General features: G+C 44.2%; 11 protein-coding genes and 1 other annotated feature. Of the genes, 9 read left to right on the top strand and 2 right to left on the bottom strand.

Going from position 1 to position 13,273, the window contains the following annotated elements; all coding sequences use genetic code 11:
* Window positions 1–20: 20 nt before the first annotated feature.
* Window positions 21–518 (bottom strand): hypothetical protein, encoded by a 498-nt coding sequence (locus tag CW370_RS14430; protein ID WP_024572349.1) that lies wholly within the window; start codon window positions 516–518, stop codon window positions 21–23.
* Window positions 519–747: 229 nt separating this feature from the next.
* Here CW370_RS14430 and hemA point away from each other — a divergent pair, with 229 nt between their 5' ends.
* From hemA to cotN, 8 genes are all read left to right on the top strand, one after another.
* Window positions 748–2,115 (top strand): glutamyl-tRNA reductase, encoded by a 1,368-nt coding sequence (hemA, locus tag CW370_RS14425; RefSeq protein ID WP_004399038.1) that lies wholly within the window; start codon window positions 748–750, stop codon window positions 2,113–2,115.
* Window positions 2,116–2,122: 7 nt separating this feature from the next.
* A complete protein-coding gene (locus tag CW370_RS14420) occupies window positions 2,123–2,953 on the top strand; it encodes a cytochrome c biogenesis protein (protein ID WP_003222575.1) in 831 nt (276 codons plus the stop codon).
* 32 nt (window positions 2,954–2,985) lie between these two features.
* The gene (gene hemC, locus CW370_RS14415; RefSeq protein WP_080263035.1) at window positions 2,986–3,930 is read left to right on the top strand and encodes a hydroxymethylbilane synthase; all 945 of its coding nucleotides are present in this window, start codon (window positions 2,986–2,988) and stop codon (window positions 3,928–3,930) included.
* Entirely contained in the window at window positions 3,920–4,708 is a 789-nt protein-coding gene (gene hemD / locus CW370_RS14410) for a uroporphyrinogen-III synthase (RefSeq protein ID WP_024572901.1), read from the top strand. The genes hemC and hemD overlap by 11 nt, the downstream gene beginning before the upstream one ends.
* Window positions 4,705–5,679: a porphobilinogen synthase gene (hemB, locus tag CW370_RS14405; RefSeq protein ID WP_003229631.1), complete on the top strand. Its 975-nt coding sequence runs from the start codon at window positions 4,705–4,707 to the stop codon at window positions 5,677–5,679. Before hemD ends, hemB begins: the two co-directional genes overlap by 4 nt.
* A 29-nt stretch (window positions 5,680–5,708) precedes the next feature.
* Window positions 5,709–7,001, top strand: a complete 1,293-nt coding sequence (gene hemL, locus CW370_RS14400) for a glutamate-1-semialdehyde 2,1-aminomutase (RefSeq protein WP_029946082.1) — start codon at window positions 5,709–5,711, stop codon at window positions 6,999–7,001.
* A gap of 130 nt (window positions 7,002–7,131) precedes the next feature.
* Window positions 7,132–8,859, top strand: a complete 1,728-nt coding sequence (gene spoVID / locus CW370_RS14395; protein ID WP_029946083.1) for a spore coat morphogenetic protein SpoVID — start codon at window positions 7,132–7,134, stop codon at window positions 8,857–8,859.
* A gap of 32 nt (window positions 8,860–8,891) precedes the next feature.
* Window positions 8,892–9,917: a spore coat protein CotN gene (gene cotN, locus CW370_RS14390; protein WP_014480462.1), complete on the top strand. Its 1,026-nt coding sequence runs from the start codon at window positions 8,892–8,894 to the stop codon at window positions 9,915–9,917.
* An 18-nt stretch (window positions 9,918–9,935) separates the two neighbouring features.
* Here the strand turns inward: cotN and CW370_RS14385 are convergent, their stop codons facing one another.
* Entirely contained in the window at window positions 9,936–10,127 is a 192-nt protein-coding gene (locus tag CW370_RS14385; RefSeq protein ID WP_003222590.1) for a hypothetical protein, read from the bottom strand.
* 165 nt (window positions 10,128–10,292) lie between these two features.
* Window positions 10,293–10,515 (top strand) — a binding site (T-box leader).
* 59 nt (window positions 10,516–10,574) lie between these two features.
* On the opposite strand from CW370_RS14385, the gene valS reads away from it, so the two are divergent.
* Entirely contained in the window at window positions 10,575–13,217 is a 2,643-nt protein-coding gene (valS, locus tag CW370_RS14380; RefSeq protein WP_024572908.1) for a valine--tRNA ligase, read from the top strand.
* Window positions 13,218–13,273 lie beyond the last annotated feature (56 nt).

Genomic DNA, 13,273 nt, shown 5'->3' with positions numbered 1-13,273 from the left:
GGATCCTCTACCGGTTTTATTTATCGTATAGATTTTTTTCGTTTTATCAATAATAACAATAAACTGATTCCAATAAAGACAAACGGCCAATACTCCTTCAGAAGCGCTGTTGGAATATGCGCAGACTCAAGCCATGCCATAATTTGTTTGAAAAAGTACAAAAACAGGGAAAAACAAATCATCGACACAGCCTCATATACATATTCTTTTTTTTGAACGGTTGAAACGAGAAGTGAGAAGCCGATCATAAAGAGGAGCATTTCAAAATCATCTGGCCACCATACCCATTTCGGCTTGGCAAAAAAGTGTAAACCGATCCCGAAGAGAAGTAAACCAATAAAAAAATGGGGTGTAACGGCTTCTTTTTTTCCTTGATATACAAAGGCTGCGCCTAACAGCATGAGGAGAACAGGCCATTGATCCTGCCCTGAAAACAGTTCGGCTTGACCGCTTTCTAGCCATGCATTTAAAGAAGCGGCAAGCAGCAGACAAGGGAATAAAATTGATTTTTGTTTCATGCATATCACCTTCTTGTTTTTTAGAGCTGATGTGTAGTAAATTTCTGCTGTTTTTGGTATTGTCAATAGGAATGCTTCTTTTCCCTGAAGCTTTTTCTAATATAGCATAAGAATTTTAAAATCTGTTCACATTTTGTGAAAGAAACTATGTTATAATTATTATAAATAATGAGTTCTATGTTAGAATGATTATAAATTAAGATTGGGTGTTGGGGGTGTAATTAGAGCGATGCATATACTTGTTGTGGGAGTAGATTATAAATCCGCCCCTATTGAGATACGTGAAAAAGTAAGTTTTCAGCCGAATGAGCTGGCAGAAGCAATGGTGCAGCTGAAAGAAGAGAAAAGCATTCTTGAAAACATCATTGTCTCAACCTGCAACCGCACTGAAATTTATGCGGTAGTCGACCAGCTTCATACCGGCCGTTATTATATAAAAAAGTTTTTAGCTGATTGGTTTCAATTAAGCAAAGAAGAGCTGTCACCGTTCTTAACGTTTTATGAGAGCGATGCCGCTGTTGAGCATTTATTCCGTGTAGCCTGCGGACTTGATTCTATGGTGATTGGCGAAACGCAGATTCTCGGACAGGTACGCGACAGCTTTAAAACAGCTCAGCAAGAAAAAACGATCGGGACTATTTTTAATGAGCTGTTTAAGCAGGCAGTTACAGTGGGCAAACGGACTCACGCCGAAACAGACATTGGCTCAAATGCGGTGTCAGTAAGCTATGCTGCAGTTGAACTTGCTAAAAAAATCTTCGGAAATCTTTCAAGCAAGCACATATTGATTCTCGGTGCGGGAAAAATGGGCGAGCTTGCTGCGGAAAACCTGCACGGACAGGGAATCGGCAAGGTCACTGTCATTAACCGAACATACTTGAAAGCGAAGGAGCTTGCAGACCGTTTCTCAGGTGAAGCGAGAAGCTTGAATCAGCTTGAAAGCGCGCTTGCGGAGGCTGATATTTTAATCAGTTCAACCGGTGCAAGTGAATTTGTCGTGTCCAAAGAGATGATGGAAAACGCGAATAAGCTTCGCAAGGGACGTCCGCTGTTTATGGTCGACATTGCCGTGCCTAGAGATCTTGATCCGGCGCTGAATGATCTTGAAGGTGTTTTTCTTTATGATATCGACGATCTGGAAGGCATTGTAGAAGCGAACATGAAAGAGCGGAGAGAAACAGCTGAAAAAGTTGAACTGTTAATTGAAGAAACCATTGTGGAATTTAAACAATGGATGAATACACTTGGTGTTGTGCCGGTTATTTCTGCATTGCGCGAAAAGGCGCTTGCCATCCAGTCAGAAACGATGGACAGCATTGAGCGTAAGCTGCCTCACTTAAGCACAAGAGAGAAAAAACTGTTGAACAAACACACCAAAAGTATTATTAACCAAATGCTTCGTGATCCGATTTTAAAGGTGAAAGAGCTTGCGGCAGATGCTGATTCTGAAGAAAAACTCGCGTTGTTTATGCAGATTTTTGATATTGAAGAAGCTGCGGGCCGTCAAATGATGAAAACCGTTGAAAGCAGCCAGAAGGTCCACTCTTTTAAGAAGGCTGAATCAAAAGCGGGCTTTAGCCCACTTGTAAGTGAGTGAAAGCTGAATGATTGATACTGCAATGGCAAGACTTAATGAGGGGACAATCGTCATTTACGCGTTAAGTGTACTCTTTTATTTTATAGATTTTCTTCAACACAACCGGAAGGCTGGAAAAATGGCCTTCTGGTTGCTTTCTATTGTCTGGACTCTGCAAACCGTGTATTTGGCCTATTTTATGTGGGTGACGGGGCGGTTTCCGGTATTAAATGTGACAGAGGCACTTTATTTTTATGCCTGGGTGCTTGTCACGCTGTCACTTGTACTGACAAAGCTTTTACGTGTTGACTTTATCGTGTTTTTTACAAATGTTATAGGATTTTCTATGATCGCCATTCACACATTTTCACCGACAGAGCAGCAGTCAGCTGCTTTTTCCGGGCAGCTTGTATCTGAGCTTTTGGTGATTCATATTACAATGGCGATTCTTTCATACGGCGCTTTTTCCCTTTCTTTCGTTTTTTCTGTGCTATATATGTTTCAATATCATCTGCTGAAAAAGAAAAAGTGGGGAAAATGGCTGTTGAGAATAGAAGATTTATCAAAGCTTGATTATATGGCGTATGTTTTAAATGTCATTGGGGTTCCGATGCTGCTGCTGAGTTTGATTCTCGGCGTCATTTGGGCGTATGTCTCACTAGAAACGCTGTATTGGTTTGACGCCAAAGTGCTTGGTTCGTTTGTCGTCCTGCTGCTGTACAGCTATTATCTTTATATCAGGCTGATTAAAGAGCTGCAAGGAAAGGTCGCTGCACTGTGGAATACGGCTTGTTTTCTGGTGCTGATGATCAATTATTTCCTGCTTGGAAGCCTGTCGCAATTCCATTGGTTCAGTTAAACGATGTCCCAAGCAGATTCGGGAGGAAAGAAATGATGAGAACGATTAAAGTAGGTTCCAGACGGAGCAAACTCGCTATGACTCAAACAAAATGGGTTATTCAAAAACTGAAGGAAATCAATCCTTCGTTTGCTTTTGAAATTAAAGAGATTGTGACAAAGGGCGACCGGATTGTCGATGTTACACTCTCAAAAGTGGGTGGAAAAGGGCTGTTTGTCAAAGAAATTGAACAGGCGCTTTTAAACGAAGAGATTGATATGGCGGTGCACAGCATGAAGGACATGCCTGCTGTTTTGCCTGAAGGCCTTGTGATCGGCTGTATTCCTGAACGGGAGGACCCGCGTGATGCCCTTATTTCAAAGAATCGCGTAAAGCTTTCAGAAATGAAGGAAGGTGCTGTCGTTGGCACAAGCAGTTTAAGAAGAAGCGCGCAGCTTTTGATTGAGCGCCCTGACCTTACAATTAAATGGATTAGAGGTAATATAGATACAAGACTTCAAAAGCTGGAAACAGAGGATTATGACGCGATTATTTTAGCGGCTGCCGGCCTTTCCAGAATGGGTTGGAAGCAAGATGTCGTAACCGAATTCCTTGAGCCTGAGCGCTGTTTGCCTGCTGTGGGGCAGGGAGCACTGGCGATTGAGTGCCGAGAATCGGATGAAGAGCTGTTGGCGTTGTTTTCTCAGTTTACAGATGAATATACAAAACGGACTGTCTTAGCGGAACGTGCTTTTTTAAACGCGATGGAGGGCGGCTGCCAGGTTCCGATCGCAGGCTACTCCGTGTTAAATGGACAGGATGAAATTGAAATGACAGGTCTTGTCGCTTCACCTGACGGCAAAATCATTTTTAAAGAAACCGTCACCGGAAACGATCCGGAGGAAGTAGGAAAGCGCTGTGCCGCTCTTATGGCTGACAAAGGAGCAAAAGATTTAATTGATCGTGTAAAACGGGAGCTTGATGAGGATGGAAAATGATTTTCCGTTGAAAGGAAAAACAGTGCTTGTCACCCGGAATAAGGCACAAGCAACATCATTTCAGCAAAAAGTGGAGGCGCTTGGCGGTAAAGCGGTTTTAACCTCTTTGATTACGTTTCGCCGCGCTTTGCCGAATGATGTTGCGGAACAGGTAAGGGAGGATCTAACCGCGCCAGGCTGGCTTGTTTTTACAAGTGTGAACGGGGCAGACTTCTTTTTTTCTTATCTGAAGGAAAATCAGCTTATTCTCCCTGCGCATAAAAAAATTGCAGCCGTCGGTGAAAAAACCGCCCGCCGTTTAAAAACGCATAACGTATCGGTTGATGTGATGCCACAGGAGTATATTGCTGAACAATTGGCTGACGCTCTTAAGCAGCATGCTGAACCGGGGGAGCCCATTACCGTGATGAAAGGGAATTTGTCACGTGATGTGATAAAACAAGAGCTTGTCCCGCTCGGTTTTGAAGTAAAGGAATGGGTTCTCTACGAAACGATTCCGGATGAAGAAGGCATTGAGGCACTGAAAGACGCTGCGGGTCAATATTCCTTTGACTATGTAACATTTACGAGTTCATCAACCGTACATACGTTTATGCATGTCTTGGGAGAAGAATTAAAAAAGTGGAAGGCGAATGGGACGGCCTGTATCAGCATTGGGCCTTTAACAAATGATGCCCTTCTGACATACGGCATCACATCGCATATGCCTGATACATTTACAATAGATGGCATGCTTGAGCTAATGTGCAGCATGTCAAGAGAGGAAGAGAGAATATGAGTCAATCATTTAATAGACACCGCCGCCTGCGGACATCAAAAGCAATGAGAGAAATGGTAAAGGAAACACGTTTGCACCCATCAGATTTTATTTATCCGATTTTTGTCGTTGAAGGTCTGGAAGGCAAAAAAGCTGTTCCGTCAATGCCTGATGTTCACCATGTATCATTAGATTTATTGAAGGATGAAGTAGCGGAGCTGGTCAAACTGGGCATTCAATCTGTTATCGTGTTCGGCATCCCGGAAGAAAAAGATGATTGCGGAACACAAGCGTACCATGATCACGGAATTGTCCAAAAAGCCATCACAGAAATTAAAGAACACTTCCCTGAAATGGTTGTTGTCGCTGACACGTGCCTGTGCGAATATACAGACCACGGCCATTGCGGACTTGTCAAAGACGGGGTCATCCTCAATGATGAATCGCTGGAGCTTTTGGCGCAGACAGCTGTCAGCCAAGCGAAAGCAGGTGCGGATATCATTGCGCCATCAAACATGATGGACGGATTTGTTACAGTGATCAGAGAAGCACTTGATAAAGAAGGATTCGTCAATATTCCCATCATGTCTTACGCTGTTAAATATTCAAGTGAGTTTTACGGTCCGTTCCGTGATGCAGCAAACAGCACACCGCAATTCGGAGACCGCAAAACATATCAGATGGACCCTGCCAACCGTATGGAGGCACTCCGCGAAGCACAATCAGATGTCGAAGAAGGCGCAGACTTTTTGATTGTCAAACCTTCGCTTTCTTATATGGATATCATGCGTGACGTAAAAAATGAGTTTACTTTGCCGCTCGTCGCTTATAATGTAAGCGGAGAGTATTCAATGGTGAAGGCTGCAGCGCAGAACGGCTGGATCAAAGAAAAAGAAATTGTGTTGGAAATTTTGACAAGCATGAAGCGCGCGGGTGCCGACCTGATTATTACGTATCATGCGAAAGACGCAGCGAAATGGCTTGCGGAGTAATTTTATTCAGTTGACAGGAGTTGAGGCAGATGAGAAGCTATGAAAAATCAAAAACGGCTTTTAAAGAAGCGCAAAAACTCATGCCAGGCGGTGTGAACAGTCCCGTTCGCGCATTTAAATCGGTAGACATGGACCCGATTTTTATGGAGCGCGGAAAAGGCTCGAAAATCTTTGATATTGACGGGAATGAATATATTGACTACGTCTTGTCATGGGGGCCTTTAATTTTAGGGCATACAAATGACCGCGTCGTAGAAAGCCTCAAAAAAGTGGCTGAATACGGGACAAGCTTTGGTGCTCCGACTGAAGTAGAAAATGAACTGGCTAAGCTCGTCATTGATCGTGTGCCATCTGTAGAAATTGTACGAATGGTAAGCTCCGGAACAGAGGCTACAATGAGTGCCCTCCGTTTGGCAAGGGGCTATACGGGCCGCAACAAGATTTTAAAATTTGAGGGCTGCTACCACGGACACGGCGATTCTCTCTTGATTAAAGCTGGTTCAGGTGTTGCCACTCTCGGTCTGCCTGACAGCCCGGGGGTGCCTGAAGGCATTGCGAAAAACACCATCACCGTTCCGTACAATGATTTAGAAAGTGTAAAGCTTGCTTTCCAGCAATTCGGTGAAGACATTGCGGGAGTCATTGTAGAGCCAGTTGCCGGAAATATGGGTGTTGTTCCGCCGCAAGAAGGCTTCCTGCAGGGTCTGCGTGATATCACTGAGCAGTACGGCTCCCTGCTGATTTTTGATGAAGTGATGACTGGCTTCCGGGTCGATTATAACTGCGCTCAAGGCTACTTCGGCGTAACGCCTGATCTGACTTGTTTAGGAAAAGTAATCGGGGGCGGACTTCCTGTCGGCGCTTATGGCGGAAAGGCAGAAATCATGGAGCAGATCGCTCCAAGCGGTCCGATCTATCAAGCTGGTACATTGTCAGGCAACCCGCTTGCGATGACGGCTGGCTTAGAGACATTGAAACAGCTGACACCTGAATCCTACAAGAATTTCATTAAAAAAGGCGACAGGCTGGAAGAAGGAATTTCAAAAGCCGCCGAGGCTCATGGCATTCCGCATACCTTTAACCGTGCAGGTTCGATGATCGGTTTCTTCTTTACAAACGAACCAGTCATCAATTATGAAACGGCGAAATCATCTGATTTGAAGCTGTTCGCAAGCTATTATAAAGGGATGGCAAATGAAGGGGTATTCCTTCCGCCATCACAATTCGAAGGTCTTTTCCTCTCAACGGCCCATACTGATGAAGATATTGAAAACACAATCCAGGCAGCTGAGAAAGTATTTGCTGAGATCAGCCGCAGATAAGAGTGAAAACCGGTATCAAGGACTCCTTGTGCCGGTTTTTTCGTGCTCTCCCACTCATATTTTCTCCAGTTCATACATACACCTTTAGTGACATCTAATTTTAAGGATTAGATGAAAGGAGGATATGAACTTGCCGCAAAATCATCGATTGCAATTTTCTGTAGAAGAATCGATCTGTTTCCAAAAAGGACAGGAAGTTTCTGAACTGCTTTCTATTTCATTAGATCCTGATATTAGGGTTCAGGAAGTAAATGATTATGTATCAATCATAGGATCGCTTGAACTTACAGGTGAGTACAACATAGATCAAAACAAACATACCGAAGAGATTTATACAGATAAGCGGTTTGTTGAACAAGTCAGAAAGAGAGAGGATGGAAGTGCGGAACTGACTCACTGTTTTCCTGTGGATATTACCATTCCGAAAAATAAAGTGAGCCATTTACAGGATGTCTTCGTCTTTATTGACGCATTTGACTATCAATTGACGGATTCGCGCATTTTAACAATTCAAGCTGATTTAGCGATTGAAGGGCTTTTGGATGATACGCAAGACAAAGAGCCGGAGATACCTTTATATGAAGCTCCTGCGGCATTCAGGGAGGAAGAGCTTTCAGAGCCGCCGGCACATAGTGTAGTAGAAGAACCGGGTGCATCATCGGCAGAGGAAGCAGTTCTTCAGCATGAACCGCCAGCTGAACCGCCAGAACTTTTTGTCTCGAAAGCGGGGCTCCGTGAAGAACTGGAGACAGAAAAAGCAGAATCTGAGCCGCCTGAATCGGTTGCTTCAGAACCAGAGGCCAGAGAAGATGTGAAAAAGGAAGAAGAGTCAGAAGAGCTTGCTGTGCCGGAAACGGAGGTTCGTGCTGAATCGGAAACAGAAGAATCTGAGCCAGAACCTGATCCTTCAGAAATAGAGACTCAAGAGATCGTTAAAGCAAAAAAAGAAACGGCTGAACCGGCAGCTGCAATAGCGGATGTTCGTGAAGAAGCAGACTCTCCAGCGGAGACTGAGCTTCGTGAACACGCCGGAGCAGAAGAATCGCCTGCTTTGGAAGCTGAGCTTCATTCAGAGACTGTGATTGCAGAGGAAAAAGCGGAAACAACAGTGTCTCCTAATCATGAATATGCGCTGCGCCAAGAGGCTCAAAATGAAGAAGCGGCTCAATCGGATCAGGCTGATCCTGCGCTTTGCCAAGAAGAGGCGGAACCGGATGAAGCTTTGGAGAGTGTATCAGAGGCCGCTCTCTCCGTAGAAGATAGCAGAGAAACAGCTTCAGCTGTATATATGGAGAATGACAATGCCGATTTACATTTCCATTTCAATCAAAAAACAAGCTCGGAGGAGGCATCTCAAGAAGAGTTGCCTGAACCGGCATACCGTACCTTCCTGCCTGAACAAGAAGAGAAGGATTCTTTTTATTCAGCGCCTAAGCTGCTGGAGGAGGAAGAACAAGAGGAAGAGAGCTTCGAAATTGAAGTGAGAAAAACACCATCAGCTGAAGAGCCTAAGGAAGAAACACCTTTTCAATCCTTCCAGCTGCCTGAAACTTCTGAGACTGAAAGGAAGGAAACGGATGCTGTTCCTAGGGTTGCTCCTGCTGCTGAAACGAAGGAACCTCAAACAAAGGAAAGTGATAATTCTCTTTATTTAACAAAACTCTTTACAAAAGAAGCGGATGAGTTTTCGAGAATGAAAATTTGTATTGTGCAGCAGGAAGATACGATCGAGCGTTTATGCGAACGGTATGAAATTACATCCCAGCAGCTGATCAGGATGAATTCTTTAGCCTTGGATGATGAATTAAAAGCAGGACAGATTCTCTATATTCCTCAATATAAAAATAGCCATGCGTAAACCGTAAGTGATCGGAAAATGTGGTGAATGAAATGGAAGATACCCAATCGGTTCTTCAGGAATACGGACTGACTGCTCAATTTATTGAGCCTGTCAGTCCTCTTGTTTGGAAAGTGTATACAGACTACGGCATATTTGCCCTGAAAAAATTGAAAGAGGGTCGCGGCAAGCATTTTACAGATCATATGGTGGCGATTGAGGAAAAAGGCTTTCGTTCATTCGTTCCCGTTTACAGAACAAATAGCGGTGAGTTTTTCTCAGCAGGCATACAATACGGAGATACCTACTATTTAATGCCTTGGCTCCAATTTGACCAAGAGGAAGAACGGGATCAGAAACATGCTTATTTATTTAGAGAAACAGCCCGTCTTCACGAGAGAACCGCGCAGGAACTAAAGGTTAGACGTGATGAGATTGAACGTTATTACGGGCAAACGAAAAAAAAGTGGGAACAAGATAAAATTTTCTATGAGCAGTTTGTGGATAGAGCGGAGAAGGAATGGTACCTTTCTCCTTTTGAACTCCAGGCCATAACCTATTTTTCAGAAACCATTTCGGCGGTGAATTTTGCGCTGGAACGGCTGGAGGACTGGTATGAGTCTGCAAAGGAAAAGGACGTTTCAAGGGTTGTAATGAACCACGGCAGCCTGTCTATACACCATTTTCTGTATAATGATGCAGGGACCGGATATTTTACAAACTTCGAAAGAGCATCTGTCGGTCCGCCGCAAAACGACCTGCTCGGCTTTTATACAAAAATGTTCAGAGGCTTTCCGAAAGCTTGTCCGGAATGCGTCGAATGGTTTTATGGATATACGAAATCATTCCCTTTGCGTGAAGCGGAAGTCAGCCTTTTTCTCAGCTATATGGCATATCCGGCAGCCATGTACAAGGTGCTGAACGGTTATCAAACTGGGAAAAGACAGCATGAAAAAGAGGAATGTACACAATTATTAAAGGCTTATTGGCAAATGAAAAACATAGAGCCGTTTGTGATGAAAATTCATCAGATTGAACAAGAGAAAAAATTTCAGGCTGAAAACGAGTCCACGTCTTAATGGCGCGGACTTGTTTGTTTATATCCATTCTAAATGAAGGGCGCAAGCTAAAAAGATTAGGATTGCGAGCAGCAAAACATCAAAGGTTGTCGGAAAGAAAATGGTTCTGATTCCTTGAAAAATCGTAATGGGAATAATCACTTGTGCGGATACAAGCCGAATTTGCCTTACCCATGGCGGCAGCGAATAAGAGCTGAAACGTTTCTTCACGGTGCATCCTCCTCTACGCATTTACAAGCATCATATGTAAACTTGGGCAATAGGTGCCTGCCCATCTGTATAGAAAGCGGTGTTTTTGGAAAAGATGATTGACGAATCAAAAACACTTTTACTATAATAAAGAACATAAATAATGTATACAATGAGCTGATAAATACACCTGCTTAGAACGGGAAGAGTACAAAAAAGGCGCATGCAGAGAGAGAAGCCGTTTGCTGAAAGGCTTCTTATGTTGTCTGATTGGAAGGTCGCCCGGGAGCATAATTTCTTGAAAGAAGAGTAGAGAAATTCGGGAAACACCCGTTATCCGTTATAAGTGCATGAACTGATAGAGTTCATGAAAAAAGGTGGTACCGCGAAAGAGCTTTTCGTCCTTTTACAGGGATGAAGAGCTCTTTTTTCGTTCTCAGCCATTTTTAAACATGCTGGAGGGTTATGATGGAAACGAATGAACAAACAATGCCGACGAAATATGATCCGGCAGCGGTTGAAAAAGACCGATATGATTTTTGGCTAAAAGGCAAATTTTTTGAAGCGGGCAGTGACCAGACAAAAGAGCCATACTCTGTTGTCATCCCGCCGCCAAACGTAACAGGAAGACTTCACCTTGGCCACGCATGGGACACAACGCTGCAAGACATTGTAACAAGAATGAAACGCATGCAGGGCTATGATGTGCTGTGGCTTCCTGGCATGGACCACGCCGGCATCGCGACACAGGCTAAAGTAGAGGCGAAACTTCGTGAAGAAGGCAAATCCCGCTACGATTTAGGCCGTGAAAAATTCCTCGAAGAAACGTGGAAGTGGAAGGAAGAATATGCTGACTTTATTCGCAGCCAGTGGGCGAAATTAGGTCTTGGCCTAGATTATTCCCGTGAACGTTTTACGCTGGATGAAGGCTTGAGCAAAGCGGTAAGGGAAGTATTCGTTAAGCTTTATGAAAAAGGCCTGATCTACAGAGGCGAATATATTATTAACTGGGACCCAGCGACAAAAACAGCCCTATCCGACATTGAGGTGATTTACAAGGATGTTCAAGGCGCATTCTATCATATGAGCTATCCGCTTGCTGACGGTTCAGGCTCAATTGAAATTGCGACGACACGTCCTGAAACAATGCTCGGTGATACAGCTGTTGCCGTTCACCCTGAAGACGAGCGCTATAAACACCTTATCGGAAAAACGGTGATCCTGCCGATTGTAAATCGTGAAATTCCGATTGTCGGTGATGACTATGTTGATATGGAATTTGGTTCAGGTGCCGTGAAAATTACGCCTGCTCATGATCCGAACGACTTCGAGCTTGGCAACCGCCACAATTTAGAACGCATCCTTGTCATGAATGAAGATGGCACGATGAATGAAAATGCGCTCCAATATCAAGGTATGGATCGTTTTGAATGCCGCAAAAAGCTCGTGAAAGATTTACAGGAGGCGGGAGTTCTCTTCAAGATCGAGGATCATATGCACTCTGTCGGCCATAGTGAACGAAGCGGGGCTGTTGTGGAGCCTTATCTTTCTACACAATGGTTTGTGCGCATGCAGCCGCTTGCTGATGCAGCGATTGAGCTGCAAAAGAAAGAAGAAAAGGTCAACTTTGTGCCTGACCGTTTCGAAAAAACGTATTTACACTGGATGGAAAATATCCGCGACTGGTGTATCTCCCGTCAATTGTGGTGGGGCCATCGTATTCCTGCCTGGTATCATAAAGAAACAGGCGAGCTATATGTCGGGCTTGAAGCGCCGGAAGACAGCGAAAATTGGGAACAGGATACAGACGTACTGGATACATGGTTCAGTTCTGCGCTATGGCCTTTCTCCACAATGGGCTGGCCTGATGTAACGGCTGAAGACTTTAAACGCTACTATCCGACAGATGTTCTCGTGACAGGGTACGATATCATTTTCTTCTGGGTATCACGCATGATTTTCCAAGGCATTGAATTTACAGGCGAGCGCCCGTTCAAAGATGTTTTAATCCACGGCTTAATCCGTGACGAGCAAGGCCGGAAAATGAGTAAATCTCTTGGCAACGGTGTCGACCCGATGGATGTGATTGACAAGTACGGAGCCGATTCTCTGCGTTATTTCCTTGCGACTGGAAGCTCTCCTGGCCAGGATCTGCGCTTCAGCTATGAAAAAGTGGAATCGACCTGGAATTTTGCCAATAAAATTTGGAACGCCTCCCGTTTTGCATTAATGAATATGGATGGCATGACGTACGATGAGCTTGATCTGTCAGGCGAAAAGTCAGTCGCTGACAAGTGGATTTTAACGCGATTAAATGAAACGATCGAGCACGTGACCCAGCTTGCTGATCGATATGAATTTGGTGAAGTAGGACGCCATTTATATAACTTTATTTGGGATGATTTCTGTGATTGGTATATTGAAATGGCGAAGCTTCCGCTTTATGGAGAAGACGAAGCGGCTAAGAAAACTACCCGTTCCATCCTTGCTTACGTACTTGATCAAACGATGCGTCTGCTCCATCCGTTTATGCCATTCTTAACGGAGGAAATTTGGCAGCACCTTCCTCACCAAGGGGAATCGATTACAGTAAGTCAATGGCCTGCAGTAGTGCCGGAGCATACCGATACTGAAGCGGCAGCTGACATGAAGCTTCTTGTTGAGCTGATCCGTTCTGTGCGCAATATCCGCAGTGAAGTCAATACGCCAATGAGCAAGCAGGTTGAACTGTACATTAAAACAAGCACAGACGAAATAGCGTCCCGCCTCGAAGCGAACCGTTCATATGTTGAACGCTTTACGAATCCGAGCGTGCTTAAAATCGGCACCCATATTGAGGCTGTTGATAAGGCGATGACGGCCGTTGTCTCAGGAGCAGAGGTTATTCTTCCGCTTGAAGGCTTAATCAATATTGATGAAGAAATTGCCCGTCTGCAAAAAGAATTTGATAAACTGACAAAAGAAGTTGAGCGTGTCCAAAAGAAACTTGGAAATGAAGGATTTATGAAAAAAGCGCCTGCACACGTAATTGATGAAGAACGTGAAAAAGAAAAAGATTATGTGGCGAAGCGTGACGCTGTTCAAAAACGAATGGCTGAGCTGAAGGGTTAATGAAAAGCCGGGGCGGTTTCTAGAGAAACCGCCTTGTCTTATAAAAGAGGGGATTA

Source organism: Bacillus sp. SN32 (genome assembly GCF_002837495.1).
Taxonomy (GTDB): domain Bacteria; phylum Bacillota; class Bacilli; order Bacillales; family Bacillaceae; genus Bacillus; species Bacillus subtilis.
The sequence above is the reverse complement of the archived record's forward strand: the minus strand, read 5'-3'. Positions and strand labels throughout refer to the sequence as shown.